The organism is Pseudomonas sp. efr-133-TYG-23, assembly GCF_030209215.1.
GTDB lineage: Bacteria > Pseudomonadota > Gammaproteobacteria > Pseudomonadales > Pseudomonadaceae > Aquipseudomonas > Aquipseudomonas rhodesiae.
Window position 1 is genome coordinate 1 of the sequence record NZ_JARVSL010000012.1, and the last position, 26050, is coordinate 26050.

The 26050-nt window shown below is 62.1% G+C and carries 23 protein-coding genes; 11 read left to right on the plus strand and 12 right to left on the minus strand.

The features are described 5' to 3' along the window. Nucleotides 1–230: 230 nt before the first annotated feature. The 5 genes from QRN41_RS07035 to QRN41_RS07055 all read left to right on the plus strand — a co-directional run bounded on the left by QRN41_RS07035 (nucleotide 231) and on the right by QRN41_RS07055 (nucleotide 5866). Nucleotides 231–1295 carry a putative 2-aminoethylphosphonate ABC transporter ATP-binding protein gene (locus tag QRN41_RS07035; RefSeq protein WP_034139701.1) on the plus strand — a complete coding sequence of 355 codons (1065 nt, stop codon included), beginning with the start codon at nucleotides 231–233 and terminating at the stop codon, nucleotides 1293–1295. A 1-nt stretch (nucleotide 1296) separates the two neighbouring features. Beyond that, nucleotides 1297–3009, plus strand: a complete 1713-nt coding sequence (locus tag QRN41_RS07040) for a putative 2-aminoethylphosphonate ABC transporter permease subunit (RefSeq protein WP_285421395.1) — start codon at nucleotides 1297–1299, stop codon at nucleotides 3007–3009. 22 nt (nucleotides 3010–3031) lie between these two features. Further along, entirely contained in the window at nucleotides 3032–4054 is a 1023-nt protein-coding gene (locus QRN41_RS07045; RefSeq protein ID WP_285421396.1) for a putative 2-aminoethylphosphonate ABC transporter substrate-binding protein, read from the plus strand. A 118-nt stretch (nucleotides 4055–4172) separates the two neighbouring features. After that, a complete protein-coding gene (locus QRN41_RS07050; RefSeq protein WP_285421397.1) occupies nucleotides 4173–5306 on the plus strand; it encodes a TIGR03364 family FAD-dependent oxidoreductase in 1134 nt (377 codons plus the stop codon). Further along, nucleotides 5306–5866 (plus strand): phosphonate degradation HD-domain oxygenase, encoded by a 561-nt coding sequence (locus QRN41_RS07055; RefSeq protein WP_094064318.1) that lies wholly within the window; start codon nucleotides 5306–5308, stop codon nucleotides 5864–5866. The genes QRN41_RS07050 and QRN41_RS07055 overlap by 1 nt, the downstream gene beginning before the upstream one ends. On the opposite strand, the gene QRN41_RS07060 is transcribed toward QRN41_RS07055, so the two are convergent. Both QRN41_RS07060 and QRN41_RS07065 read right to left on the minus strand, forming a co-directional pair. Beyond that, entirely contained in the window at nucleotides 5857–7224 is a 1368-nt protein-coding gene (locus tag QRN41_RS07060; RefSeq protein WP_285421398.1) for a DUF3482 domain-containing protein, read from the minus strand. The genes QRN41_RS07055 and QRN41_RS07060 overlap by 10 nt on opposite strands. Continuing rightward, nucleotides 7217–8596: a DUF2868 domain-containing protein gene (locus QRN41_RS07065; RefSeq protein WP_285421399.1), complete on the minus strand. Its 1380-nt coding sequence runs from the start codon at nucleotides 8594–8596 to the stop codon at nucleotides 7217–7219. The genes QRN41_RS07060 and QRN41_RS07065 overlap by 8 nt, the downstream gene beginning before the upstream one ends. A 69-nt stretch (nucleotides 8597–8665) precedes the next feature. Here QRN41_RS07065 and QRN41_RS07070 point away from each other — a divergent pair, with 69 nt between their 5' ends. Continuing rightward, nucleotides 8666–9178 (plus strand): dihydrofolate reductase, encoded by a 513-nt coding sequence (locus QRN41_RS07070; protein WP_169902349.1) that lies wholly within the window; start codon nucleotides 8666–8668, stop codon nucleotides 9176–9178. 85 nt (nucleotides 9179–9263) lie between these two features. Here the strand turns inward: QRN41_RS07070 and QRN41_RS07075 are convergent, their stop codons facing one another. Next, nucleotides 9264–10655, minus strand: a complete 1392-nt coding sequence (locus tag QRN41_RS07075) for an L-cystine transporter (RefSeq protein ID WP_167417030.1) — start codon at nucleotides 10653–10655, stop codon at nucleotides 9264–9266. 241 nt (nucleotides 10656–10896) lie between these two features. Between QRN41_RS07075 and QRN41_RS07080 the strand changes: the two genes are divergently transcribed. After that, nucleotides 10897–11958, plus strand: coding sequence for a haloacid dehalogenase-like hydrolase (locus QRN41_RS07080; protein ID WP_243269802.1), 1062 nt, complete (start codon nucleotides 10897–10899; stop codon nucleotides 11956–11958). A 141-nt stretch (nucleotides 11959–12099) separates the two neighbouring features. On the opposite strand, the gene ilvD is transcribed toward QRN41_RS07080, so the two are convergent. From ilvD to QRN41_RS07095, 3 genes are all read right to left on the minus strand, one after another. Then, complete coding sequence (gene ilvD / locus QRN41_RS07085) at nucleotides 12100–13941, minus strand: dihydroxy-acid dehydratase (protein WP_034101306.1); 1842 nt, start codon at nucleotides 13939–13941, stop codon at nucleotides 12100–12102. Between the two features lie 228 nt (nucleotides 13942–14169). Next, entirely contained in the window at nucleotides 14170–15357 is a 1188-nt protein-coding gene (locus QRN41_RS07090; protein WP_285421400.1) for an MFS transporter, read from the minus strand. A 161-nt stretch (nucleotides 15358–15518) separates the two neighbouring features. Then, nucleotides 15519–16715, minus strand: coding sequence for a class I SAM-dependent rRNA methyltransferase (locus QRN41_RS07095; RefSeq protein ID WP_034101304.1), 1197 nt, complete (start codon nucleotides 16713–16715; stop codon nucleotides 15519–15521). Nucleotides 16716–16981: 266 nt separating this feature from the next. On the opposite strand from QRN41_RS07095, the gene QRN41_RS07100 reads away from it, so the two are divergent. Beyond that, nucleotides 16982–17794 (plus strand): HDOD domain-containing protein, encoded by an 813-nt coding sequence (locus QRN41_RS07100; RefSeq protein ID WP_173603591.1) that lies wholly within the window; start codon nucleotides 16982–16984, stop codon nucleotides 17792–17794. A gap of 21 nt (nucleotides 17795–17815) precedes the next feature. After that, nucleotides 17816–18628 (plus strand): bifunctional DNA-formamidopyrimidine glycosylase/DNA-(apurinic or apyrimidinic site) lyase, encoded by an 813-nt coding sequence (gene mutM, locus QRN41_RS07105; RefSeq protein WP_083377934.1) that lies wholly within the window; start codon nucleotides 17816–17818, stop codon nucleotides 18626–18628. Between the two features lie 121 nt (nucleotides 18629–18749). Here mutM and QRN41_RS07110 read toward each other — a convergent pair whose 3' ends face one another. The 5 genes from QRN41_RS07110 to QRN41_RS07130 all read right to left on the minus strand — a co-directional run bounded on the left by QRN41_RS07110 (nucleotide 18750) and on the right by QRN41_RS07130 (nucleotide 23321). Then, entirely contained in the window at nucleotides 18750–19001 is a 252-nt protein-coding gene (locus QRN41_RS07110) for a YfhL family 4Fe-4S dicluster ferredoxin (protein ID WP_034101300.1), read from the minus strand. A gap of 102 nt (nucleotides 19002–19103) precedes the next feature. Next, nucleotides 19104–19583: a pantetheine-phosphate adenylyltransferase gene (coaD, locus tag QRN41_RS07115; RefSeq protein WP_003176711.1), complete on the minus strand. Its 480-nt coding sequence runs from the start codon at nucleotides 19581–19583 to the stop codon at nucleotides 19104–19106. Nucleotides 19584–19686: 103 nt separating this feature from the next. After that, nucleotides 19687–21282 (minus strand): GMC family oxidoreductase, encoded by a 1596-nt coding sequence (locus QRN41_RS07120; RefSeq protein WP_040266975.1) that lies wholly within the window; start codon nucleotides 21280–21282, stop codon nucleotides 19687–19689. Between the two features lie 37 nt (nucleotides 21283–21319). After that, nucleotides 21320–21865, minus strand: a complete 546-nt coding sequence (locus QRN41_RS07125; RefSeq protein WP_285421401.1) for a twin-arginine translocation pathway signal protein — start codon at nucleotides 21863–21865, stop codon at nucleotides 21320–21322. Between the two features lie 28 nt (nucleotides 21866–21893). After that, a complete protein-coding gene (locus QRN41_RS07130) occupies nucleotides 21894–23321 on the minus strand; it encodes a coniferyl aldehyde dehydrogenase (RefSeq protein ID WP_285421402.1) in 1428 nt (475 codons plus the stop codon). 146 nt (nucleotides 23322–23467) lie between these two features. Between QRN41_RS07130 and QRN41_RS07135 the strand changes: the two genes are divergently transcribed. Together QRN41_RS07135 and QRN41_RS07140 are read left to right on the plus strand one after the other, a co-directional pair. Further along, complete coding sequence (locus QRN41_RS07135) at nucleotides 23468–24139, plus strand: TetR/AcrR family transcriptional regulator (protein WP_034101297.1); 672 nt, start codon at nucleotides 23468–23470, stop codon at nucleotides 24137–24139. Nucleotides 24140–24172: 33 nt separating this feature from the next. After that, nucleotides 24173–25027 (plus strand): sulfurtransferase, encoded by an 855-nt coding sequence (locus tag QRN41_RS07140; RefSeq protein ID WP_285421403.1) that lies wholly within the window; start codon nucleotides 24173–24175, stop codon nucleotides 25025–25027. A 12-nt stretch (nucleotides 25028–25039) separates the two neighbouring features. On the opposite strand, the gene QRN41_RS07145 is transcribed toward QRN41_RS07140, so the two are convergent. After that, nucleotides 25040–26035 (minus strand): hydrolase, encoded by a 996-nt coding sequence (locus tag QRN41_RS07145; RefSeq protein ID WP_285421404.1) that lies wholly within the window; start codon nucleotides 26033–26035, stop codon nucleotides 25040–25042. Between the last annotated feature and the right edge of the window lie 15 nt (nucleotides 26036–26050).

Below are 26050 nucleotides of genomic sequence, written 5' to 3' on the forward strand. Positions count from 1 at the left end.
CTCATGAAAAAGCCCCAAGAGTTGGATAGGTGTCCAACTTTTGGGGCGCACTTCAAATGCCTTCAAGTGTGGGAGGGGGCTTGCCCCCGATTGGCGATACCCCAGCAACTCACTTCGAAGAGTCCTACACAAATCTGCGAATACCACTATCGCCGCGTTTTGCCTTCCTGCCACAAGAGCGACGCATTGCCTGCCTAGCATGGCCTTCATCAGTTTGATGAGGTGCCACCATGAACACAGCCCTGACCCAACCCGGCGCGCCCATGAAAGTGCGCGGCATCCAGAAGCGCTTCGGTGCGTTCACCGCGCTGGACAACGTCTCCCTGGACGTCGCCGCCGGCGAACTGGTGTGCCTGCTGGGCCCGTCGGGCTGCGGCAAGACCACCTTGTTGCGCTGCATTGCCGGCTTGGAGCGCCAGGACAACGGCGAACTTTACCTGGGCGGCCGTGACGTTTCCCTGCTGCCGCCGCAGGCCCGGGACTACGGCATTCTGTTTCAGTCCTACGCACTGTTTCCCAACCTGACCGTCGAAGCGAATATCGGCTATGGCCTCACCGGCAGCGGCCGCGACGAAGTGCGCCAGCGTGTCGGCCAGATGCTGGAGTTGGTCGGCCTGCTCGGCAGCGAAAAGAAGTACCCCGGTCAACTCTCCGGCGGCCAGCAGCAGCGGGTCGCCCTGGCCCGCGCGCTCGCGCCGGCGCCGTCGTTGCTGCTGCTGGATGAGCCGATGTCGGCCCTCGATGCACGGGTGCGCGAGCACTTGTGCACCGAACTGCGTCAGCTGCAACGGCGCCTGGGCATCACCACCTTGATGGTGACCCACAACCAGGACGAAGCCATGTTGATGGCCGACCGCATTGCCGTGATGAACAACGGCAAGGTCGAGCAATACGCCACGCCGCAGGAAATCTACGACCGCCCGGCCACGCCGTTCGTGGCGGAGTTTGTCGGCCAGGGCAACTGGTTGCCGTTCAGCCGCAACAGCATCAGCCATGCTCAGGTCGGCGGGATGACGATGCGCCTGGCCGATGACGCCGGTAGAGCCAAGTCCGGTCGGCTGTTCTGCCGCCCGGAAGCGATCAGCGTCAACCCTCCCGTGCACGAAGAAAACCTCTTCCCGGCCAAGGTCCGTGAGATCACCTTTCTCGGCAACCGCTGCCGCATGAGTTTTGAGCTGGAGCACCTGCCCGGTCATCCGCTGCTGGCCGAACTCGCCCCCGAAGCCATGCCGCGCCTGGGTGCCCAGGACATCTGGGTGGCTTTGCCGCCGCGCAGCCTACAGGTGTTTGCCTGAGATGGCCGCAGTGATGAGCTTGCCTGCGATGCGTCAGGTGTCCCGTGCCGAGTGGGGCGACCGCATTTTTGTGGTCGGCGGCAAATGGCTCTGGCTGAGCCTGCTGAGTGTCGCGGTGTTGCTGCCGTTGCTGGCGATCTTCTGGCGTGGTTTCAGCAACGAGGCCGGGCAGGGTGGCGGCCTGGTCGCGGCGCGGGAACTGCTCACCGGCGCCAACTTCCACTGGTTGCTGGGCAATAGCCTGAAAGTCTCCCTCAGCGTGGCGGCCATCGTCGTACCGCTGGCCTACCTGTTTGCCTACGCGCTGCAACGCACGCTGATCCCCGGCAAAGCGATCTGGCGCGGCTTGTCGCTGTTGCCGCTGATGGCGCCGTCGATGTTGCCGGGCATTGCGCTGGTGTACCTGTTCGGCAACCAAGGCCTGTTGCGCGGGTTGATCGCGGAAAATATCTACGGCTTCTGGGGCATCGTGCTCGGTGAAGTGATCTACACCTTCCCACACGCCCTGATGATTTTGCTGTCGGCGCTCTCGCTGGCCGATGCGCGCCTGTTCGATGCCGCCTCAAGTATGGGGGCCAGCCCGGCGCGGGCGTTTCGCAGCATCACCTGGCCGGCCACGCGCCAGGCGGTGTTCGCCGCGTTCTGCCTGGTGTTCACGCTGACCATCACCGATTTCGGCGTGCCTGTGGTGGCCGGCGGCGATTATCAGGTGCTGGCGCTGGAAGCCTACAAGGCGGTGGTCGGCCAGCAGCAGTTCGGTCGCGGTGCGTTGATCGGCATGGTGTTGCTGGTGCCGGCGCTGTTCAGCTTCGCTGTGGACGCCTGGTTGCGCCGTCGCCACGGCGATGCCATGAGCGGCCGCGCCCAAGTCTTCCGCCCGGCGCCGTCGCGCTTGAGGGACGGTTGCTACCTGGTCATCGTGCTGCTGATCTGCGCGCTGTTGCTGCTGGTATTTGGCATGGCGGTGTATTCCTCGCTGGTGAAGTTCTGGCCGTACAACCTGTCGCTGTCCCTCGCTCATTACCAGTTCGAGGACACCGCCGGCGGTGGTTGGCTGGCCTACCGCAACAGCCTGACCATGGCGCTGTGTACGGCCGTGATCGGCAGCGTCCTGATCTTCACCGGCGCCTATCTGATGGAAAAGACCAAGGGCCAGAAGCACCTCAACCTAGCGCTGCGCATGCTCAGCTTCGTACCGATGGCGGTGCCGGGGTTGGTGCTGGGCCTGGGCTACGTGTTCTTTTTCAACCTCAACGGCAACCCGCTGCATGTGTTCTACGGGACCATGACCCTGCTGGTGGTGTGCACCATTGCTCACTATTTGACCACCGCGCAGATGACCGCTACGACCGCGCTGCGTCAGCTCGATGCCGAGTTCGAAGCCGCCGCGCTGTCCCTCAAGGCGCCGCTGTACCGCCATTACCTGAAAGTCACGGTGCCGATTTGCCTGCCGGCCTTGCTGGATATCGTGCGCTACCTGTTCGTGTCGGCGATGACTACCGTGTCCGCCGCGATTTTCCTCTACAGCCCCGACACCATCCTTGCCGCCGTCGCCGTGTTGAACATGGACGACGCCGGGAACGTGGGCGGTGCGGCGGCCATGTCCACCCTGATCCTGTTCACCTCGGCCAGCGTTTCGCTGCTGCTGGCGTGGGCATCGCGCGGCGCGCTGCGTCGCTCCCAAGCCTGGCGCCAGAGCGCGCCCGGCCAATAAACAACCCTGAAGGAGGTTCCTCATGTTCAAGCCCCTGGCGCTGGTCGCTGCCGTACTCACCGCATTCAGCCTGAATGCCTTCGCCAAAACTGATCTCACCGTGTATACGGCCCTCGAAGCCGAGCAGTTGAAGAGCTATAAAAAGGCCTTCGAACAGGCCAACCCCGATATCGAGATCAAATGGGTGCGCGATTCCACGGGCATCATCACCGCCAAGCTGCTGGCCGAAAAAGACCGCCCCCAAGCCGATGCCGTGTGGGGCCTGGCTGCATCGAGCCTGGCGATCCTCGACCAGCAAGGCATGCTGGATAACTACGCGCCGAAGGACCTGGACAAGATCGGCAAGAATTACCGCGACCCTGCCGACCCGCCCGCGTGGGTCGGCATGGACGTGTGGGCCGCGACAATCTGCTTCAACACCGTCGAAGCCGAGAAGCAGGGCCTGACCAAGCCGGTGAGCTGGCAAGACCTGACCAAGCCTGAGTACAAAGGCAAGATCGTGATGCCCAACCCGGCCTCATCCGGCACCGGTTTTCTGGACGTGAGCGCCTGGTTGCAGACCTATGGCGAGAAGCAAGGCTGGCAGTACATGGACGACCTGCACCAGAACATCGGCCAGTACGTTCACTCCGGTTCCAAGCCGTGCAAGTTGGCGGCTTCCGGTGAGTTTCCGATCGGGATTTCCTTCGAATACCCAGCCGTGCAGTTGAAACGCCAGGGCGCGCCACTGGACATCATCCTGCCCAAGGAAGGCCTGGGCTGGGACATCGAAGCCACCGCCGTGATGAAAGGCACCGCCCACGCCGATGCGGCGAAAAAACTCGCCGACTTCTCCGCCAGCCCCGCAGCCATGGAGCTGTACAAGGACAACTTCGCAGTCCTCGCCCAGCCGGGCATTGCCAAGCCGCAGACCGAATTGCCGGCCGACTACGAACAACGCCTGATCAAGAATGACTTTGCCTGGGCTTCGAAAAACCGCGACAGCATCCTGGCCGAATGGCGCAAGCGCTATGACGGTAAGTCGGAGAAGGTCGCGGGCCAGTAATTACTCGGTTTTGGCTGAAGGTTCTAGCGGGGGCGAGCCACCTCCCACATCGAAAGGCATTCAAAAGGTGGGAGGGGGCTTGCCCCCGATAGCGGTCTTGAAAACAGGACATCACTACATGACACAGCACAGCGACCTACTGATTGTCGGCGCCGGCATCCTCGGCCTGTCCCACGCCTACGCCGCGGCTCGACGCGGCCTCAAGGTCAAGGTGTTCGAACGCAGCGCTACGCCCTTGGGCGCCTCGGTACGCAACTTCGGCCAGGCTTTGGTCACTGGCCAGCCACCGGGAGCGATGCTCGATCTGGCGCAGCAAAGCCGTGATATCTGGGGGCATTGGGCTCAGGTGGCGGGTCTGCAACTCAAGCGCAACGGCGCCTACCTGTTCGCCCGCACCGAAGCGGAAGAACACCTGCTGGAAGCCTTCTGCGCCGGGCGCGCGCAGGAACACGGGTACAACGTGGAGCTGCTGCAAAGTGCGGCGATGCGTGATTTGTACGGCGGCCAGTTCCGCCATCACCGGGCCGCTTTGCATGGCCGCGACGATCAGCAACTGTATTCACGCGAGGCGCTCCCGGCGCTGATCCGCTACCTGAGGCAGCACCTGAACGTGGAATTTCACTTTTCCACCCTGGTGCGCGATGTCGAGCCGGGCCTGTTGCACAGCACCGCCGGCAGCTTTCGCGGCGAACAGATCATCGTTTGCTCCGGCCATGACTACCAAACCCTATTGGCCGAAGCGTTGGCCGAACTGCATCCGAGTATCTGCCGCCTGCAAATGCTGCGGGCGCGACCGGCGCTGAATCTGAACCTGCAGCATGCCTTGCTTACGGGCCTCAGTTGCGTGCATTACGGCGCATTTGCCGACTTACCGGAAGCGGCGGCGGTTCAGGCGCAAATCCTGCGCGAAGCGCCGCACCTGCACGAGCACGGAATTCATCTGTTGATCAGTCCTACGCCCTATGGCGAGCTGATCATCGGCGATTCCCATGATTACGGCCTGGATGCGTCGCCCTTCAACGGCGAACAGGTGGACAACTGGATGCTCGAACTGGCCGAGCAGACCCTGGGCTGTGGGATCCAGGTGGTCGAGCGCTGGCAGGGGGTCTATGGCGCGCGCGGGCCGGGACCGTTTTCTTTGGTACGGGCGGCGCCGGGGGTCAGTGCCGCGTTGATGCATACCGGCGTGGGCATGAGCGTGGGGCCGGCGCTGGGCGAGCGCAACGTCGCGGCACTGTGGGGTGAGGCGTGATGCATCCTGAACAGGTGATTGCCGAGGTGTTCGGTCTGTACGAACAGCACGGCACGGCGGACTACATCGGCGAAGCGGTGTCGCAGATCGAACATATGTCCCAGGCCGCGCAACAGGCCGTGGCCGAAGGCTTCGATGACGAAGTGGTATTGGCGGCGTTTTTCCACGATATCGGCCATCTCTGCGACCAACGAGCCGAGAGCATGGGCGGTTACGGCGTGGTCAGTCATGAGCGGCTGGGGGCGGATTACCTGCGCCGGGCCGGTTTCAGCGAACGCTTGGCCAGGCTTGTGGAATATCACGTCCAGGCCAAGCGTTACCTGACCTTCAGCCAGCCCGACTACTACGCACAACTGAGCGAGGCCAGCCGCCGCACCCTGGCGTATCAAGGCGGCGTGATGAGCGCCGTCGAGGCCCGCGCCTTTGAACAGGACCCGCTCTGCGCGGTGAGTGTGCGTCTGCGGTATTGGGATGAACAGGCCAAGCAGGCCAACGTGCCGCTGCTCGACCTTGAATGGCTCAAAGCCAAGGCTCGGCGGTTGCTGACGGCTCAGTCCTGATCGAGGCGCTCGGCGAGGGCGTCGATCTGTTCCTGGCGCTCGGCCTGGCTCAGTTTGGCGTGAGGGTTGAGGGACGACCATTGCGGGTGGGCGCGGGCCTTATGCAGGGCGTCGGGTAATTTGCCTTCGCGCCAGGTTTTGTCCTGGGGTGTGTCCACTTTGATGCTGTGCATCGCCGCATGGCCGCGCAGGTTGAGGGCTTTGAGCAACTGGCGTTGGCGCAGGGCGAGCAGGCGCAGCACGCTGTCGTCCACGGTCAACTCGCGGTGGCCCTTGAGCTTGCCCATCAAGCGATTGCCGTAGCTGCGCGCGGTTTGCAGCGCGCCCCCAGCGATGGCGCCGGCCAGGGCGGCGGCGCCGAGGGTCAGGCCGCCGACCAGCAGGTCCACCCCCGCGCCAGCCGCCGCACCGGCAGCGATGCCTCCGCCGACGCGCACGCCGAGTTGCTTGAGGGTTTCCGGGTTGAACAGGTCGTCGCCCCAACGCCCGTCCAGCAACGGTAAATCACTGGCGGCGGCGTCCTGGGGGCGGAACCCGAACAGTTTGAGCAAGGCTTCCACACACTTTTGTTCCCGTTGGCGCACGGCCTTGCGCAGTTCGCCGATGGCGTTGTGTTCGTCCTCGCTGACCACACTGCGCCGGCACGCGGCGCAGTCGATCAGCAGCTCGGCGATCAACCGCGCGGCGCTTTGCTGGCGAGCCTGGCGCTGGGCTTGCTGATCGAGCATCAACCGCTCCAACTGCGGCCGGGCGTTTTCCAGCAGGAGCCCCAGGCTTTCATACAGACGCCGTTCGCCGTCTTCGGGCGGCGCCACGCTGTCGAAGCGCACCAGCGCATGCAAACCCAGGCGGGCCAAGGCTTCGCGCCAATCGGGCTCGCGGTGGTCGCTGCTGCTGACAAAGTTGAGCACCGGCAACAACGGCTTGCCGCAACTGGCCAGCACCTGCAACTCGTCGCGGTACTTGGCCAGCACCGGTTCGCGGGCATCGATCACGTACAGGCCGGCGTCCGAGGCCAACAGTTGGCGCAACACTTTGGCTTCTTGTTCGAAGCGTTGGCGCGCTTCGCTGCCCTCCAGGAAGCGCGCCAGGCGTGCCGGGCCGTCGAGGCGTTCACCCGGACGGTCCAGGCGTTCCAGGTAATCGAGCAAGGCGATGGCATCTTCCAGGCCGGGCGTGTCGTACAGCTCCAGCAAGGCTTCACCGTCCACCGACAAGCGTGCGCCTTCCACATGACGCGTGGTGCTGGGGCGATGGGACACTTCGCCGAAGCCCACGTCGCGAGTCAGTGTACGCAACAGCGAGGTTTTGCCGACGTTGGTGTGGCCGACCACGGCGAGTTTCAGAGGCTTAGTCATGACCGGTCTCCAGCCAGTTCAGCGGCGCGCAGTCGGCGAAGGGAAGTTCGAGCTGTTGCAGCGCGTTGTGCCAGTCGCCCAGGCGCTCGGCGTCCAGCGCCTGGCCGGGCGGCGCCTGTAACAGCCAGACGCGGGTGGCGCTGGCGCTGCGGGCCAGTTCGGCGATCAGCGCCAGGCTGCCGCGATCCGGCGAGCGCCGAGGGTCGCAGGCGATGGCCAGGCGCGCGGGCGGGAAGCGGCTGAGCTGTTCGAGGAGTTTGTGGCGCGATTCGCGGCTGTCGAGGATGCCGGCGTTACTGACGCTGGCGGGCAGTTTGGGCGGCCAGGGGTATTGGTCGTCCAGCTCGATGGCTACCAACAGGGCGCCGGCGCTGTGCTGTTCACTCACGCCGCCAGTGACGGCGTGCAGGTGTTCGGGCGCAGCATCATTGACCCCAAGGCGCTCGCTGCTCGGCATCAGGCGTTCGCGCAGTTGGCTATAGCCGGGCAGGTTGAGGTCCAGGCGCAGGGCCGCGCGCCCGCGTTTCCAGCGCCACAGGCACAGCAGGGCGAGGGTCAGGCGCGGCAGCAGGCCGTAGACCAGCAACACACCGACCAGCCAGGCGGCCCAGGCTTGGCGGGCGCTCTCGATATTCAGGGCGCAATCCCCGCTGGCGCGGATCATCTCTACAGTCGGCACATTGAAGCCGAGCAGGGCAGGCAAGGTGCCCAGTGCTTGTGTCACGACCACGAAAGTATCGGCGCCGAGGATGGTGGTTTCCCACACGAAGCCGTAGCGACGGGTGGCGAGTAATGTCAGCAGGATCACCAATGCACTGAGCAATGCCAGCAGCCACAGGCTGTTGACCAGTACGCCTACGGCCCAGCGATTGAGTTTCTGCCGCTGCAACAGCAGTAACAGGGCCGGCGCCAACTGCGCGGCCTTGGCATCGCGGGCGAATTTTTCGCTGAGCCACAGCCACAGGCGCCCGAGGCTGGCGCTATGTTCGCCGGCAAATAGCAGGCCCAAGGCCCAACTGATCAGCAGAATCAGGTTCAGGCCGAGCAGGCTGCCCAAGGCCCAGAACACGTTCACTGGCGCCGATCCGTTGCCCAGCGCGGCAAACGCCAGGCCGGCGCCGCTGACCACCGCGAGTATCGCCAGTAGCACCAGGGCCAGGCGCGCGCCTTGCAACCAGCGGGTAAGGGCGGCCACCAGGCCATCGCGCTCGGCCAAGTGCAAGGCGCGGCGTTGAATGCGCGTTGGCAGGTCGCCTCCGGCCGTGCGGGCCAGGCGGTTGGCTTCCAGGTCTTCGAGGTTGCCGGCGTGTTCTTCACGCAAGCGCACGGTTTCGGTCAGCCAGAGTGTGTGGAGCGAGTTCAGTGCAGTCACGCGCTGTCCTGTTGAGCAAGTGAGCCTGGAGCATAACCGCTGACTCGCGGCTCTGGTATTCTCGTCGCCATGAAAAAAACTCTCCCTCTAAGCCTGATCGCAGCCCTCGGTGAAAACCGCGTGATCGGCGTCGACAACCGCATGCCCTGGCATTTGCCGGGGGATTTCAAATATTTCAAGGCCACCACCCTCGGCAAGCCGATCATCATGGGGCGCAAAACCTGGGACTCCCTGGGCCGACCGCTGCCGGGGCGCTTGAACCTGGTAGTCAGCCGTCAGACCGGCCTGGCGCTTGAAGGTGCGGAAGTTTTTCCGTCACTGGAGGCCGCCGTCGAGCGCGCCGAGGCATGGGCACTGGAGCAGGGCGTGGACGAGCTGATGTTGATCGGCGGCGCGCAGTTGTATGCGCAGGGCCTGGAACAGGCCGATCGCCTGTATTTGACGCGGGTGGCGTTGAGTCCGGAAGGGGATGCGTGGTTTCCGGAGTTTGACCGCAGCCAGTGGACGCTGGTGTCGAATGCTGTGAATGCGGCTGAGGGCGACAAGCCAGCCTACAACTTTGAAGTCTGGGAAAAAGCCTAAAAGCATCGGGGGCAAGCCCCCTCCCACATTTTGATTTGTGAATACCTTCAAGTGTGGGAGGGGGCTTGCCCCCGATAGCGGTCTATCAGGCCTGCGCTAACTGCGCATGCTCATCCGCCTCCAACAATCCCTTATCCGTCTGCCCCATGATCTGGCTGGTAATCGCACCGGCTGTCATCGAACCGTTCACGTTCAACGCCGTGCGGCCCATGTCGATCAGCGGCTCCACGGAAATCAGCAGCGCCACCAGTGACACCGGCAAGCCCATCGCCGGCAGCACGATCAGCGCGGCAAAGGTCGCGCCGCCGCCCACGCCGGCAACGCCTGCCGAACTTAAGGTCACAATTGCCACCAGGGTTGCGATCCACAGCGGGTCCAGCGGGTTGATGCCCACGGTCGGCGCCACCATCACGGCCAGCATGGCAGGGTAGAGGCCTGCGCAGCCGTTTTGGCCAATGGTGGCGCCAAACGAGGCGGCGAAACCGGCGATGGACTGCGGGATGCCCAGTCGACGGGTCTGCGCTTCGATGCTCAAGGGAATGGTCGCTGCGCTGGAGCGGCTGGTGAACGCGAAGGTCAGCACCGGCCACACTTTGCGCAAGAAGCGCAGCGGATTGATCCCGGCCGCCGACAACAGCAGGCCGTGCACCACGAACATCAGGCCCAGGGCCAGGTAGGACACCAGCACAAAGCTACCGAGCTTGATGATGTCTTGCAGGTTGGAACTGGCTACGACCTTGGTCATCAGCGCCAACACACCGTAGGGCGTGAGCTTCATCACCAGGCGCACCAGGCGCATTACCCAGGCTTGCAGGGTGTCGATGGCATTGAGCACTTTCTGGCCTTTTTCCACATCGTCCTTGAGCAGTTGCAGCGCGGCCACCCCCAGGAACGCGGCGAAAATCACCACGCTGATGATCGACGTCGGCTTGGCCCGCGCCAGGTCGGCGAATGGGTTGGCTGGTACGAACGACAGCAGCAGCTGCGGGATATTCAGGTCGGCGACTTTGCCGGCGTAATCGTTTTGGATCACCTGCAGGCGCGCCATTTCCTGAGTACCGGCCACCAGGCCCTCGGCGGTGAGGCCGAACAGGTTGGTCAGACCGATACCGATCATCGCCGCAATTGCGGTGGTGAACAGCAGGGTGCCGATGGTCAGGAAGCTGATCTTGCCCAGGGACGCCGCGTTATGCAGGCGCGCCACTGCGCTGAGGATCGAGGCAAATACCAGCGGGATCACGATCATTTGCAGCAGTTGCACGTAGCCATTGCCGACCAGATCGAACCATCCGATGGAGGCTTTGAGCACCGGGTTGCCGGCGCCATAGATGGCATGCAGCACCACGCCGAACACCACGCCCAGTACCAGCGCCAACAGAACCTTTTTGGCCAGGCTCCACTGAGTGCGGCGGGTTTGAGCCAGGCCCAGCAACAGCGCCAGGAACACCAGTAGGTTGAGAATCAGCGGCAGATTCATTTGAACTCCATTGTGAGTGCGCCAATCGCGTGAGCCTGCGATTGCCAACCGGGGAGCCTAACAGCTTGATAAATAATGAATTAATACCGATATGGAATGGTAACTGTCGTTTTTGGAATAAGTGTTTGACGCTCACGCGCATGGCCTTGACGGAAACGGGACGCGTGCGGTCGCGCTCGAAGCGGGAATTGTCACAGGGATTTGCTAGCGTCGGTGTCTTTCACTCAGGGAGACAACGCCTATGAAGCTCGCGCCGACACTATTGGTATCCGCCGCATTCTGCCTTGGCCTGGCCAGCCAGGCGTTCGCCGCCACCGAGTTGAAACACTGGCCCGCCCCGGCCGCCAAGCAACTGAACGAGATGATCGCCGCCAATGCCAATAAAGGTAACTTCGCGGTGTTCGACATGGACAACACCAGCTACCGCTACGACCTCGAAGAGTCGCTGTTGCCCTACATGGAAAACAAGGGGCTCATCACCCGCGAAAGCCTGGATCCATCGCTCAAGCTGATGCCGTTCAAAGACACTGCCGACCACAAGGAAAGCCTGTTCAGTTACTACTATCGCCTGTGCGAAGTGGACGACATGGTCTGCTACCCATGGGTCGCTCAAGTGTTCTCCGGCTTCACCCTCAAGGAGCTCAAGGTCCAGGTCGACGAACTGATGGCCTCCGGCAAGCCCGTGCCGGTCAGTTATTACGAAGGCGATGTGGTCAAGACGTCCGAAGTGCAGCCGCCGAAAGTCTTCACCGGCCAGGCCGAGCTGTACAACAAGCTGACGGAAAACGGCATCGAGGTGTATGTGATGACCGCCGCTTCCGAAGAGCTGGTGCGCATGGTCGCTGCCGATCCGAAGTACGGCTACAACGTCAAACCCGAGAACGTCATTGGCGTGACCACCCTGCTCAAGGACCGCAAGACCGGCGAACTGACCACCGCGCGCAAACAGATCAGCGCCGGCAAGTATGACGAGAAGGCCAACCTCGGTCTGGAGCTCACCCCCTACCTGTGGACCCCGGCGACCTGGATGGCCGGTAAGCACGCGGCGATCCTCACCTACATCGACGAATGGAAAAAGCCGGTGATCGTCGGCGGCGACACCCCGACCAGCGACGGCTACATGTTGTTCCACGATGTGGACGTGGCCAAGGGCGGTATCCACCTGTGGGTCAACCGCAAGGACAAATACATGGCCCAGCTCAACGGCATGATGGCCAAGCACGCCGCGGCCCAGGCCAAGGAAGGCTTGCCGGTGACGGCAGACAAGAACTGGGTGATCGTCAAGCCGGAGGAGATTCAGTAACTGATCAAAAATGTGGGAGGGGGCTTGCCCCCGATTGCAGTAGTTCAGTTGCAAATGTGCTAACTGGCGCGCTGGCATTGAGATTTGGCCAGGCAAAAAAAATGCCCCGCACTTGGCGGGGCATTTTTATGGGCGCAGGTCTTACAGACCGTCGAGCATCGCCTTGTTACGCACAGCACCCTTATCGGCGCTGGTGGCCAGCAGGGCATAAGCCTTCAGCGCAGTGGTCACTTTACGTGGACGTTTTTCAACCGGCTTCCAGCCTTTTTTGTCCTGCTCAACCCGGCGCGCCGCCAGTTCTTCGTCGCTGATCAACAGGTTGATCGAGCGGTTCGGAATGTCGATCAGCACCTTGTCGCCATCCTGCACCAGGCCAATCGCGCCACCGGCAGCAGCTTCCGGCGAAGCGTGGCCGATGGACAGGCCCGAGGTGCCGCCGGAGAAACGCCCGTCGGTCAGCAGCGCACAGGCTTTGCCCAGGCCCTTGGATTTCAGGTACGAGGTTGGGTAGAGCATCTCTTGCATACCCGGGCCGCCTTTGGGGCCTTCGTAGCGGATGATCACGATGTCGCCTTCTTTGACTTCGTCGGCGAGGATGCCGCGTACGGCGCTGTCCTGGCTTTCGAAGATCTTGGCGTTGCCTTCGAACACATGGATGGACTCATCCACCCCGGCGGTTTTGACCACGCAGCCGTCGAGGGCGATGTTGCCGTACAGCACGGCCAGGCCGCCTTCCTTGGAGTAGGCGTGCTCGACACTGCGGATGCAGCCGTTTTCACGGTCGTCGTCGAGGGTGTCCCAGCGGGTCGACTGGCTAAATGCGGTCTGGGTTGGGATGCCCGCCGGGCCGGCCTTGAAGAAGGTATGCACGGCTTCGTCGTCGGTCTGGGTGATGTCCCACTTGGCGATGCCTTCGGCCATGGTCTTACTGTGCACGGTCGGCAGGTCGGTGTGCAGCAGGCCGCCACGGGCCAGGGAGCCGAGGATCGAGAAGATCCCGCCAGCTCGGTGCACGTCTTCCATGTGGTACTTCTGGATGTTCGGCGCGACTTTGCACAGTTGCGGCACATGGCGGGACAGGCGGTCGATATCGCGCAGGTCGAAATCGATCTCGGCTTCTTGTGCGGCGGCCAGCAGGTGCAGGATGGTGTTGGTGGAACCGCCCATGGCGATGTCCAGGGTCATGGCGTTTTCGAACGCCTTGAAGTTGGCGATATTGCGCGGCAACACCGACTCATCGTTCTCGCCGTAGTAACGCTTGCACAGCTCGACGATGGTACGACCGGCTTGCAGGAACAATTGCTCGCGGTCGCTGTGGGTGGCCAGGGTGGAACCGTTGCCCGGCAGCGCCAGGCCGAGGGCCTCGGTGAGGCAGTTCATCGAGTTGGCGGTGAACATGCCGGAGCATGAACCGCAGGTCGGGCAGGCGCTACGCTCGTATTCCGCGACCTTCTCGTCAGAAGCGCTGGAATCGGCGGCGATGACCATGGCGTCCACCAGGTCCAGGCCATGGGAGGCGAGCTTGGTCTTGCCGGCTTCCATCGGGCCGCCGGAGACGAAGATCACCGGTATGTTCAGGCGCAGGGCGGCCATCAGCATGCCGGGGGTGATCTTGTCGCAGTTGGAAATGCACACGATGGCGTCGGCGCAGTGGGCGTTGACCATGTATTCCACGGAGTCGGCGATGATTTCGCGGCTCGGCAGCGAATACAGCATGCCGTCATGGCCCATGGCGATGCCGTCGTCCACGGCGATGGTGTTGAATTCCTTGGCCACGCCACCGGCGCGTTCGATCTCGCGGGCGACCAGTTGGCCCAGGTCCTTGAGGTGGACGTGGCCGGGTACGAACTGAGTAAAGGAGTTGGCAATCGCGATGATCGGCTTCTTGAAGTCGTCATCTTTCATCCCCGTGGCGCGCCACAATGCGCGGGCGCCGGCCATGTTGCGGCCGTGGGTGGATGTTTTCGAGCGGTAATCTGGCATGGAGCACTCCGGGCGGCTAATCAGGTACTAAACAGGGGAGTGAGCTTCTATTGACGTCTGGAACACTCAGAAATAGCCGTGTGTCCGGAGGTTGCCTCTAACGCTGCGGGATCGCCGCGCGCCGTGGCCTTGAGCTCATAAACCCGCCGGGGGATGACTGGCGATGAATAGGGCCGATTCTACACCGCTGGCGGCTGGAGGGAATGGGCGCAAGCGTGAAGTGGGCCCTTAGGCCGCGTGCGCAGACCTTTGCTCCCTGGCGTTCAGGCCCATGCCGATACCGCTCAGAACCAGAAAGGTGATCGCCAGCACGTTCATCACCTGTTCGCCCGACTGGCTGACCAGGCTGCTGACCAAACCGCCACAGACAAAAATAATCACGTTTCCCGCCGACGCGCAGGTCCCGGCGGCCAGGGGGAATCGGCCCATGGCGCGGGAGGTTGCAATGGGGCGGGTGATGGTCGTTCCGGCGGTACAGAGGATCATCGGCAGCATCACTGTCATGACCGTCAGGCCCCACAAGTGATAGAGCGCCAGCATCAATACGCCCGCCGATGCGATCAGTCGCTGACCGGTGACGATCTGCGTATTGCCGTCCATCCATCGGTTCATCCAGCCCGCAGCGATGCCACCCAGCACGTAGGCGGCGCCATAGAGCAGCAAGACCAGGGCGAACCGATAAGGCGTAAGGCCCAATTGCTCCATCAGGATGATGGGCGACACGACGATAAAGGCGAAATGGCAACTGAAGGCCAGTGCCGAGATCAGCCAGTAACCGACGAAACTTCGATCACGCAGCACCTGTCGGTACGCGTTCACAATCGAGAGTCGAGTATCGGAGGGCGGGCTTGGAGCGTCGAGCAGGAGCCAAGCCTTGAGGATCAATAGCAGGCCAATGATGACAAACACCTGAAAGCTGCCGCGCCAGTCGAGCCAGGTCTGCAGCCAACTGCCGAACAACGGTGACACGGAAATACAGATGCCGCTGGCCGTGACCATGGCAATGCGCAATCGCTCTTGTTCTTTGCCGATGAATAGATCCTGCACCAGTGCCTGGGACAGTACGAAACTGCCGCACCCGATCGCCTGGATCATTCGGAAGACCATAAACCAGGCAAAGTCCTGCGCCATGGCACAACCCGCCGAGCCCATGACGGCGACGCCCATACCGATTATCAACACACGCTTGCGCCCCACGCGGTCGGACAATGGTCCGACCAGCAGCAGCGACAACGATAAACCGATTGAAAACAGACTCACCGATAACGCGATATCGGCCACGGCCGTATCGAAGTAGCGAGCCATGGAGGGAAAGGAGGGCAGAATCACGTCCAGGGGGAATACGCCGAGGATCGTCATGTTCATCAGCAAGGCGATGGCGGCGGTTTTTCGGGCGGGGGAGGTCAGGTGGGTCATCGAGGGGTGCTCAGACCTTGAATGAGGGCTGAGAATCGATTTGAAGAGAGACCCGGTCAATGCCTCATAGGGCGATCAGTGTTGTCTGAAATTTCGCAAAGAAGTGTGGGGGCGGCTGCCCCCACACATGAGCCGTTTACAAATGAACGGTCAGGCCAGCATCAGCTATTGGGCAACAACCGGCACGTAATGCTCTTGATATACCGCGTCTCGGCAATCGCCGGGTGCACCGGATGGTCCGGGCCCTGGCCGCCGCGCTCCAGCATCTGGATATTGCGGTCCAGGTGGCGTGCGCTGGTCAGCAGGATGTTTTGCAGGTCGTCTTCCGGCAGGTGCATGGAGCACGAAGCGCTGACCAGGATGCCGTCCTTGCTGAGCAGGCGCATGGCTTGCTCGTTGAGGCGGCGGTAAGCGCCTTCGCCGTTTTTCATGTCTTTTTTGCGTTTGATAAAGGCCGGTGGGTCGGCGACGATCACGTCGAAGCGCTCTTCGCTGGCTTTGAGCTCCTTGAGCGCTTCAAAGACGTCGCCTTCGATGCAGGTCATTTTCTCGGCAAAGCCGTTCAGCGCGGCATTGCGCTCCACGCCGTCGAGGGCGAAGGCCGAAGCGTCGACGCAGAACACTTCACTGGCGCCGAACGCCGCGGCTTGCACACCCCAGCCGCCGATGTAGCTGTACAGGTCCAGTACGCGTTTGCCTTTGGCATACGGCGCCAGACGGGCGCGGTTCATGCGGTGGTCGTAGAACCAACCGGTTTTCTGGCCCTGGATAACCGGGGCTTCGAACTTCACGCCGTTTTCTTCCAGCGCCACCCACTCCGGCACCAGGCCGAACACGGTTTCGACGTAACGGTTCAGACCTTCGGCGTCGCGTGCGGCGGAGTCGTTCTTGAACAGGATGCCGCTGGGCTTGAGCACTTGGGTCAGCGCGGCGATCACGTCGTCTTTATGGGCTTCCATGGTCGCCGAGGCGATCTGCACCACCAGAATGTCGCCGAATCGGTCGACCACCAGGCCCGGCAGCAGGTCGGAATCGCCATAGACCAGGCGGTAGAACGGCTTGTCGAACAGGCGATCACGCAGGGACAGGGCAACGTTCAGGCGGTGCACCAGCAGCGACTTGTCCAATGGCAACTTGATGTCGCGCGACAGCAGGCGGGCGCAGATCAGGTTGTTCGGGCTCATGGCCACGATGCCCAGGGTCTTGCCGCCGGCAGCTTCCAGGATGGCCTGGTCGCCTGCCTGGAAGCCGTGGAGTGGGGTGGCGGCCACGTCGATTTCGTTGCTGTAGACCCACAGGTGGCCGTTGCGCAAACGACGATCGGCGTTGGCTTTGAGACGCAGGCTTGGCAGGGACATGACGTCGCTCCGGAAAAAAGAGCGGGAGTATACCCTTTGCGCGCCGGTTCATGTGGGAGCTGGCTTGCCTGCGATACCGACGGCGCGGTGTATCTGACGTACGGCGGCGATGCTATCGCAGGCAAGCCAGCTCTCACATTGATCGGGTTTTTGAGGTGTCGGTCAGCTTTGCTTAGGGGTTAGAATCGCGGCCTAGCCCGGAGTGTGTACTTATGTCCCAAGAGCTTACCGCCGAACAGATTCAACAGGCCCTGCAAGGCATCAGCGTGCCGCCGCAGCCGCAGATCATGGTGGATTTGCAGATGGAGCAGTACATGCCCGATCCGGATCTGGACGTGATCGCGCGGCTGATCTCCCAGGACCCGGGCCTGTCCGGCGCGCTGCTGAAAATCGTCAACTCGGCGCATTACGGCCTGAGCAACAAGATCGCCTCGATCCAACGCGCGGTGAACCTGCTGGGCAGCCGTTCGGTGATCAACCTGATCAACGCTCTGTCTATCCGGGGCGAGATGAGCGATGAAACCATCGTCACCCTCAACCGTTTCTGGGACACCGCCCAGGATGTGGCCATGACCAGCCTGAGCGTGGCCAAACGCACCGGTTCTCAGGCGGTGGACGAAGCTTATGCTCTGGGGCTGTTCCACGATTGCGGCGTGCCGCTGATGCTCAAACGGTTCCCCAACTATATGCCGGTGCTCGAAGAGGCCTACGCCAACGCCGGGCCGGACTGCCGCGTGGTCGATACCGAGAACAACGCGTTCAATACCAACCATGCGGTGGTGGGTTACTACACCGCCAAGTCTTGGCGTTTGCCGGAACATGTGACCGACGCGATTGCCAACCACCACAACGCCCTGGCGGTTTTCAGCGATGAGTCCTCGCGCAATGCGCCGCTGAAGAACTTGTTGGCGATCCTGAAAATGGCCGAGCACATCTGCGCTTCCTATCGGGTGCTGGGCAACCAGTCGGTAGACCATGAGTGGAATGCCGTCGGCCACCTGGTGCTCGATTACGTGGGCCTGTCGGACTACGACTTCGAGAGCATGAAGTTGTCGATCCGCGAATTGGGCGCGAACTGATTTATTACCCAAGAGGCGTACATGCCCGAGTTACCTGAAGTCGAAACCACCCGACGCGGGATCGCCCCGCACCTGGAGGGGCAGCGCGTCAGCCGTGTGGTGGTGCGCGAGCGGCGCCTGCGTTGGCCGATTCCCGAAGACCTGGATGTGCGCCTGTCCGGGCAGCGCATCGTGCTGGTGGAACGGCGCGCCAAGTACCTGTTGATCAATGCCGAAGTGGGCACCCTGATCAGCCACTTGGGCATGTCCGGTAATTTGCGTCTGGTGGAAACCGGCATGCCGGCGGCCAAGCATGAGCATGTGGACATCGAACTCGAATCCGGCCTGGCCCTGCGCTACACCGACCCGCGGCGTTTCGGCGCGATGCTCTGGAGCCATGACCCGCACAACCACGAGCTGCTGCTGCGCCTGGGGCCGGAACCGTTGACCGACCTGTTCGACGGCGAGCGCCTGTTTCAACAATCTCGCGGCAAGTCCATGGCGGTCAAACCGTTCATCATGGACAACGCGGTGGTGGTGGGTGTGGGCAATATCTATGCGACGGAAGCGTTGTTTGCGGCGGGGATCGATCCGCGTCGCGCGGCCGGCGGCATTTCACGCGGGCGTTATTTAAAGCTCGCGATCGAGATCAAGCGCGTGCTGGCGGCGGCCATCGAGCGCGGCGGCACGACGTTGCGGGATTTCATTGGTGGCGACGGGCAGCCGGGGTACTTCCAGCAGGAACTGTTCGTCTACGGCCGAGGCGGCGAGGCGTGCAAGGTCTGTGGGACTGAGCTGCGCAATGTGGTGCTGGGGCAGCGGGCCAGTGTGTTTTGCCCCAGGTGCCAGAGCTGATTGCTGGGTGATGGCTGGTATCGCTATCGGGGGCAAGCCCACTCCCACAGTTTGTGAATACATTCAAAAAATGTGAGAGGGGGCTTGCCCCCGGTAAGGCCCTAACAGGCACTAAATAGGCTCAATTCTTAGCGGTAATCTTCCGGTACTTATCCATCAACTGCTCTTGCGTCTCCGGATGGGCTTCATCCAGCGGAATGCAATCGACCGGGCACACCTGCTGGCATTGAGGCTCGTCGTAATGGCCGACGCACTGGGTGCAGAGGTTGGGGTCAATCACGTAGATCTCTTCGCCTTGAGAGATTGCAGCGTTCGGACACTCGGGTTCGCAGACGTCGCAATTGATGCAATCGTCGGTGATGATCAGGGACATGGAAACTCCTGCCAGGGCCGTCAGCCAAGGCATCTGAAAACGAATGCGCGCAATTGTGCCGCATTGGCGCCCGCAGTGCGAGCAGGCGCCGATTGAGCGGTCTTACTTCTTGAAGCGCAGCGTCAGCGCATCGGCCACGGCCGGATGCACGAACTTGGTGATATCCCCGCCCAATGCCGCGATTTCTCGGACCAACGTCGAGGAAATAAACGAATAACGCTCCGACGGCGTGAGGAACAGGCTCTCGACATCCGGCGCCAGTTGGCGGTTCATGTTGGCCAGTTGGAATTCGTATTCGAAGTCCGACACCGCCCGCAGGCCACGCAGGAATACATTGGCGTTCTGCTCTTTGGCGAAGTGCGCCAACAACGTGGAGAAGCCGACGACTTCCACGTTAGGCAAATGCTTGGTGACCTCACGCGCCAGCTCCACGCGCTGTTCCAGGGGAAACAGCGGGTTTTTCTTGGGGCTGGCAGCGACCGCGATGATCACATGGTCGAACAAGCGAGAGGCGCGTTCGACCAGATCGCCATGGCCTTTGGTAATCGGGTCGAAGGTACCTGGGTACAACACTCGGTTCATCGCGTCGTCCTGGCGGAGTCCGTTGGGGAACCGGATGGTATCGCAGCCTTCCCGGTCGGCCAAGTCGACTTACGTAGATAAATGCCGTGAATCCTAGGTGTTTTCACGCCGTTTTCAGACGTTCGGCCAATGAAGTCGCCAGTTTCGCGGTCAATCCATACACCGACAATTGCGGGTTGGCTCCGATGCTGGTGGGGAACAATGAGCCATCGTGGATGGACAGATTGCGCAATTGGTGATGACGGCCAAGGCTGTCGGCCACGGCCATTTTGGGGTCTTCACCCATGGCGCAACCGCCCATCACATGAGCGCTGCCCAGGCAGGTGCGGTGCAGTTCCAGATTGAGACCCTCGATCAGCGTGCGGGCTTCGGCCAGGGTTTTCACATAGCGTGCATCGTGATGCAGCGGTTTGACGGACTTGGCGCCCGCCGCGAACTGGATCTCGGCCATGCTTTGGAAGGCCCGGCGTAGACCGTCCCAGGCGTAATCTGAGACCTGATAGTCGAGCACTGGCGTGCCGTCGCCGCGCAGTTCCACATTGCCGCCCGGGCTGTCAGGGTGGAAACCGTCGCGCAGCAACGCCAGCATCGCGTGGGTATTGGGCAACTGGCTCATATCCAGCGCATTCTGTGTGCCGTAGCCGCCCAGCAGAGTGCTGGCCAGCGCCGGATGCAGCGGTGGCGCTTCGAGTTTGTAGGACATTTTACCGGTAGTGCCGTCCTGCCATTGGAAATGGTCGGAGTAGATCGACTGCGGCGCGCCGTAGAACGGGTTGATCACCTCGTCGAACAGCGCCGCGGAGAAATTCACCAAGTGCAGAAAGGTCCGCTTGCCCAGCCGCGAATGTGGGTCCGGCGCGTCCGAACGCATTAGCAACGCCGGGCTGTTGATGCCGCCCCCGGCCAGTACATAGTGTTTGGCGTTGACCGTGATTTTGCGCCCTGTGGGTGCTACGCAGCGGGCGTCCATCGCCATGCATTCCAGGCTGCTGACGGTGTCGCCGCGGTATTTGAAATGCTCGGCCCGCGCCAGGTAGAGCAGCTCCCCGCCGTGTTCCAAGGTGGAGGGGATGGTGGTGACCAGCATCGATTGCTTGGCATTGACCGGGCAGCCCATGCCGCAATAACCCAAGTTAAAGCAGCCACGCACGTTGCGCGGGATCACATGCCAGCTGTAGCCGAGTTTTTCGCAGCCCTTGCGGATCACATCGTTGTTGGGGTTGGGCGGGACGGCCCACGGGGCGATGCCCAGGCGTTGCTCCATTTTTTCGAACCACGGCGCCATCTCGGCGCTGCTGTGGCCCTTGACCGCATATTCGCTGGCCCAGTGGGAAAGGGTCGCGTCCGGTGTACGAAAACTTGAGGTCCAGTTGATCAGTGTCGTACCGCCCACCGCGCGGCCCTGGAGGATGGTGATCGCCCCGTCCTTGCTCATGCGGCCAATGCCTTCCTGATACAGGCTGGTGTAGGCCTCGTCCTCAAGCAACTTGAAGTCGCTGCTGGTCTTGAGCGGGCCTTCTTCGATCAGCAGCACCTTGTAACCGGCCGCGCTGAGAATTTCAGCAGTGGTGCCGCCCCCAGCGCCGCTGCCGATGATCGCCACGTCGGCTTCCAGGGTCAGGTCTTGATCGAGGGCGCTGCCATTGTGGGTTTTCCAGCCACGGGCCAGGCCTTCGCGGAACAGATCGGGTACGGGCATCAGGGTCGTCTCTTGTTTTTATTGTGGGGGATGCGGATCAGATCTTCGGCGGCCCGGGGTAGCCGCAATGGGCCCAGGACACCGGCTGGAAGTACCAGGCCATGATCACCAGTTTGAGTAGCGAGCCCTGGCCCATGCGGAGCAGGTTCAGGTAACTGTTTTCCCAGCGCTGTAGAAAGTGGCGGATCTGTTCAACGCTGGCGTTTTCCCAACTGCCCCAAATTCCGGTGAGCGGGCCGCGAGTGAGGCCCATGCTCAGCACGTCGAACAATTGCTGGGTGAGCTTGAACATTTCCGGCGACAGGTGCTGCAGACTGAAGTCGAGTTTTTTCAGAGTGCCGTCGATGCCGCTGGCGACCGCCTGGGCGCTGGCCACGCCCTCCAGTAAGACAGGGATCACCGCGCGCAAAAACGGCAGATCGCTGTTGCGCAGCATGGCAAAGCCGCTGGCCGGAGTGCTGCTGGAGCAGCCAGTAAGGCTGGCGCCCAGCCCTGCTGTGGCCAGGAAGGCACTGGCGCACAGGCCGATTTTCAAGACGCCGCGCCGTGACAGCGCGGGGGAATCCGTGAGGCTAGGGTTCATTGTTGTTGTTATCCCGTAGGTGGCGGAATCAGCGGACGAACAGCTTCTGGATCAACTTCTGTATGGACTTGCCGTAGGGCGGGTAGATCAGCTTCGCCGCGTTCAGACGTTGCTTGATCAGCACCCCCTTGGCCTTGCTGAACGTCAGGAAACCTTCGTGACCGTGGTAGTGGCCCATGCCCGAGGGGCCGATGCCGCCGAACGGCATATCGTCCTGGGCGACGTGCAGCAGGGTGTCGTTCAGGCACACGCCGCCGGAATGGGTTTCGTGCAGCACGCGCTGTTGTTCGCCCTTGTTGTAGCCGAAGTAATACAGCGCCAGCGGGCGAGGCCGTTGGTTGATGTAGGCAAAGGCCTGATCGAGGCCGCGATACGGCACGATCGGCAGCACCGGGCCGAAGATTTCGTCCTGCATCACGGTCATGTCGTCGCTGACGTTAAGGAGCAGGCTGTGAGGCATGCGTCGCCCCTGGCCTTGGTCGTACAGCGGGATCAGGGTGGCGCCCTTGTCTGTGGCGTCTTTGACGTACGCGTTGAGCCTGGCCAGTTGTCGCTCATTGATAATTGCGGTGTAGTCCGGGTTGTCGGCCAGCGTGGGATAAAACCCGCGAACGGCGTTGCTGTAAGCCTCGACAAACCCCTCGACACGGTCTTCTGGCACCAGCACGTAATCCGGCGCTACGCAGGTCTGCCCGGCGTTCAGCGCTTTGCCGAAGGCGATGCGTTCGGCGGCGTCCTTGAGCGGTACCTCCGTGGAAACGATGGCGGGCGATTTGCCGCCCAGTTCCAGGGTCACCGGCGTGAGGTGTTCCGCCGCCGCGCGCATTACATGCTTGCCGATACTGGTGGCGCCGGTGAAGAGCAAGTGATCGAAGCGCAGCCGGGAAAACGCGATCCCCATATCGGCCTCGCCGAGCACCACGCACACCAGGTCTTCGGGGAAAATTCTCGCCAGCAACTTCTTGAGCAGTTGCCCGGTGGCCGGCGTGGATTCACTGAGCTTGAGCATGACCCGGTTACCGGCCGCCAACGCGCCGACCAACGGGCCGATGGCCAGGTACAGCGGGTAGTTCCACGGCACGATGACGCCAACGACCCCCAGCGGCTGATAGATGACTTTGGCTGACGCCGGTTGGAAGGCAATGCCTACGGCGCGTCGGGATGGTTTCATCCAACGCTTGAGGTGTTTGCTGGCGTAGTGAATGCCATGCAGGCTGGGCATCAGTTCGGCGAAGAGGGTTTCGTCGGCACTGCGGTGGCTGAAGTCCTGGCTGATCGCATCGATCAACGCCTGGCGTTCATTGCTGAGCAGATCCCGCAGGGCTTTGAGCCATTGTTGACGCTGCGCAGCCGGCGGCATGGGGTTGGCAGCGTAGGCACGCTGCTGTGCGTCGAACAGACCCTGGAGTTGATCCAGTGCCTGAGAATCTTGCAGGTAGGCAACGTTGGCAGACATGGCGCAGTACCGATTGTTATTGGTCTGCGTGGATTTTTAGAGTCATTACTCTAAATTGTCAAATAACATTGCAGCAACATGATGGATTTATCCAGGCCGGGATAGCCCGTAAGATGCTCCATCCCGTGTATAGAAGCTGATCCCCTATGGCACCACGAGTAAAGACCAGCGAGCGTATTGTGCAAACCAGCCTGGAGCTTTTTAACCAGCAGGGCGAGCGCAGTATCAGCACCAACCATATCGCCGCCCATATGGAAATTTCGCCGGGCAACCTGTACTACCACTTCCCCAACAAGCAGGCGATCATCGCCGTGCTGTTTCGCGAGTACGAAGCGCTGGTGGACAGTTTCCTGCGTCCGCCCCAAGGGCGTGCGATGCAGGTGGAGGATAAGCGTTTCTACCTGCAAGCCGTATTGGCCGGCATGTGGCGCTACCGTTTCCTGCACCGCGACCTTGAGCACCTGCTGGAAAGCGACCCGGAATTGGCCACTGGCTATCGGCGTTTTTCCCAGCGTTGCCTGATCCAGGGCGGCGCTATCTACCAGGGGTTTGTCGATGCCGGCATTCTCAATATGGACCCGGTGCAAACCGAAGCCCTGACCCTGAATGCCTGGATTATCCTCACGTCCTGGGTGCGTTTTCTGTGCACCACCAATGAGAATTCTGCCCACCTGAGTGCCGAAGCGATCAAGCGCGGGGTGTATCAGGTACTGGTGCTGGAGGCCGGCTTCGTCACGCCCCAGGCGAAAGATGCGGTGGACGCATTGTTCAAAGAATTTTACGTGCCGTTGAATCAGGCACTGGAAGAAGTGAAGTAGGCCCTTTCTCGAATCTGTTTACAGGAGTCCGCCATGCCGCTTGCCCAACTGATCAGCCCCCAGCAATTGGCCGAGCGCCGCAAGGCCGGAGGCCTGGTAATCCTGGATTGCCGTTTCGCCCTGGAAGACCCGGAATACGGGCGTTGCAGCTATGCCGAAGGCCATATCGAGGGCGCGCAATATGCCGATCTTGAGCGCCACCTCAGCGGTCCGGTGGTAAAAGGCGTGACCGGCCGCCACCCTTTACCGGCGGCGGACACCTTCGCCGAGCAACTGCGGGCCTGGGGCATCAGTGCCGACACCGATATCGTGCTGTACGACGACGGCCCCGGCGCTTATGCCGCGCGGGCATGGTGGCTGCTGGCCTGGCTGGGCAAGCGCGACGGCGTGTCCATTCTGGATGGCGGCCTCAAGGCTTGGCACAGGGCTGGGTTCCCATTGAGCCTTGACGTGCCGCTAACCGAGCCGGGGAGCTTTGTCGGCCAGCCGGACAATCATCTGCTGCTGGACGCCGAACACCTGCAAAAACGCCTGGGCCAGCCGGGCATGACCTTGATCGATGCCCGCGCCCCCGCGCGTTTTCGCGGCGAAGTCGAACCCATCGACCCAATTGCCGGGCATATTCCCGGTGCGCAGTGCGCGGCATTCAATGAAAACCTCGGCAGCGACGGGCGCTTTCTGCCGGCCGAACAACTCAAGCAACGCTTCGCTGCGCAGTTGCAGGGGCGCTCGCCGGAAGAACTGGTGGCCTATTGCGGTTCGGGAGTGACGGCGTGCCACAACCTGTTCGCCCTGAGCCTGGCAGGTTATCCACTGGGTAAGTTGTATGCGGGGTCGTGGAGCGAGTGGATCACCGATTCGAAGCGGGCGATTGCTACGGGCGATTGATCGCCCACTCGTTTAGCCGTGCTGGGCCAATAGCCATTGGGGGATTCGACGCTCCAGGTAGTAGCCGGGGCGTTTCAGTGAGCCATCGACAAAGCCCACATGGCCACCCTTGGTCGTTAGCTCAAACTCGGTGCAATCCGATAGCTCGCTGGCCTCAGGCAAGCTATGGGCAAACACGAACGGGTCATCGGCGGCCTGGATAATCAGGGTTGGGGTGCGGATGCCGCCCAGATAGTAACGGCTCGACGCGCGGCGGTAATAATCCTCGGCACTCAGAAAGCCGTGCAGCGGCGCGGTGACCCGGCCGTCAAAGTCCCAAAACGTATGCATCTTCTCCAGCGAGCCGAGGGCCTCCAGGGTTTTCAATCCCTCGACCTGGCCATCCTGTAGGAAGCGGCGTTGCTTGACGCGGATATACGCCAGCATCTCGCGCATGAAGTGTTTCTGATACACCCGCGAAAACCCCAGCCCGATGCGATCGGCGCACTGATCCAGGCGAAACGGCACCGACACCGCCGCTGCGCCTTGCAGGCCGGACATTTCCCCTGTTTCCCCTAAATGCTTGAGCAACACGTTGCCACCCAGGGAGTAACCCACCGCGTACAAGGGCGCCAACGGTCGCTTGGCGCGCAGGTGCGTAATGGTCGCCGCGAGGTCTTCGCTGGCGCCGGAGTGATAGCTGCGCGCCAATAGGTTCGGCTCGCCGGAGCAGCCCCGCCAGTTCAGCGCGACACTGGCCCAGCCCTGACCGGCGAGGACTTTCTGCAAGCCCGCGACATAGGGGGAGTTGGATGAGCCGGTCAGCCCATGCAGCACCAGCACCAGCGGCACGTGTGCGTCGTGAGGGCCATGCCAGTCAAGGTCGAGAAAGTCGCCATCGTCCAGCCACAGGCGCTCGCGTTGGCGCTCAATATGTGTTGTGGGGCGCAATAGCGGCCCCCACAGTGTTTGCAGGTGGGGGTTGCCGAGGCCGAAGGCGGGGGTGAACAGGTGGGAGGTCGGTGTCATGAAACTCTCAGTCTG

Bases quoted from the DNA above. Each gene is read 5' to 3' on its own strand.
- QRN41_RS07040 (WP_285421395.1), top strand. From the start codon at position 1,297: ATGGCCGCAGTGATGAGCTTGCCTGCGATGCGTCAGGTGTCCCGTGCC.
- QRN41_RS07035 (WP_034139701.1), top strand. From the start codon at position 231: ATGAACACAGCCCTGACCCAACCCGGCGCGCCCATGAAAGTGCGCGGC.
- QRN41_RS07080 (WP_243269802.1), top strand. From the start codon at position 10,897: ATGAAGCTCGCGCCGACACTATTGGTATCCGCCGCATTCTGCCTTGGC.
- QRN41_RS07125 (WP_285421401.1), bottom strand. From the start codon at position 21,865: ATGAACCCTAGCCTCACGGATTCCCCCGCGCTGTCACGGCGCGGCGTC.
- QRN41_RS07110 (WP_034101300.1), bottom strand. From the start codon at position 19,001: ATGTCCCTGATCATCACCGACGATTGCATCAATTGCGACGTCTGCGAA.
- QRN41_RS07135 (WP_034101297.1), top strand. From the start codon at position 23,468: ATGGCACCACGAGTAAAGACCAGCGAGCGTATTGTGCAAACCAGCCTG.
- QRN41_RS07050 (WP_285421397.1), top strand. From the start codon at position 4,173: ATGACACAGCACAGCGACCTACTGATTGTCGGCGCCGGCATCCTCGGC.
- QRN41_RS07075 (WP_167417030.1), bottom strand. From the start codon at position 10,655: ATGAATCTGCCGCTGATTCTCAACCTACTGGTGTTCCTGGCGCTGTTG.
- QRN41_RS07140 (WP_285421403.1), top strand. From the start codon at position 24,173: ATGCCGCTTGCCCAACTGATCAGCCCCCAGCAATTGGCCGAGCGCCGC.
- QRN41_RS07090 (WP_285421400.1), bottom strand. From the start codon at position 15,357: ATGACCCACCTGACCTCCCCCGCCCGAAAAACCGCCGCCATCGCCTTG.
- QRN41_RS07145 (WP_285421404.1), bottom strand. From the start codon at position 26,035: ATGACACCGACCTCCCACCTGTTCACCCCCGCCTTCGGCCTCGGCAAC.
- QRN41_RS07095 (WP_034101304.1), bottom strand. From the start codon at position 16,715: ATGTCCCTGCCAAGCCTGCGTCTCAAAGCCAACGCCGATCGTCGTTTG.
- mutM (WP_083377934.1), top strand. From the start codon at position 17,816: ATGCCCGAGTTACCTGAAGTCGAAACCACCCGACGCGGGATCGCCCCG.
- coaD (WP_003176711.1), bottom strand. From the start codon at position 19,583: ATGAACCGAGTGTTGTACCCAGGTACCTTCGACCCGATTACCAAAGGC.
- QRN41_RS07055 (WP_094064318.1), top strand. From the start codon at position 5,306: ATGCATCCTGAACAGGTGATTGCCGAGGTGTTCGGTCTGTACGAACAG.
- QRN41_RS07060 (WP_285421398.1), bottom strand. From the start codon at position 7,224: ATGACTAAGCCTCTGAAACTCGCCGTGGTCGGCCACACCAACGTCGGC.
- ilvD (WP_034101306.1), bottom strand. From the start codon at position 13,941: ATGCCAGATTACCGCTCGAAAACATCCACCCACGGCCGCAACATGGCC.
- QRN41_RS07070 (WP_169902349.1), top strand. From the start codon at position 8,666: ATGAAAAAAACTCTCCCTCTAAGCCTGATCGCAGCCCTCGGTGAAAAC.
- QRN41_RS07045 (WP_285421396.1), top strand. From the start codon at position 3,032: ATGTTCAAGCCCCTGGCGCTGGTCGCTGCCGTACTCACCGCATTCAGC.
- QRN41_RS07120 (WP_040266975.1), bottom strand. From the start codon at position 21,282: ATGCCCGTACCCGATCTGTTCCGCGAAGGCCTGGCCCGTGGCTGGAAA.
- QRN41_RS07130 (WP_285421402.1), bottom strand. From the start codon at position 23,321: ATGTCTGCCAACGTTGCCTACCTGCAAGATTCTCAGGCACTGGATCAA.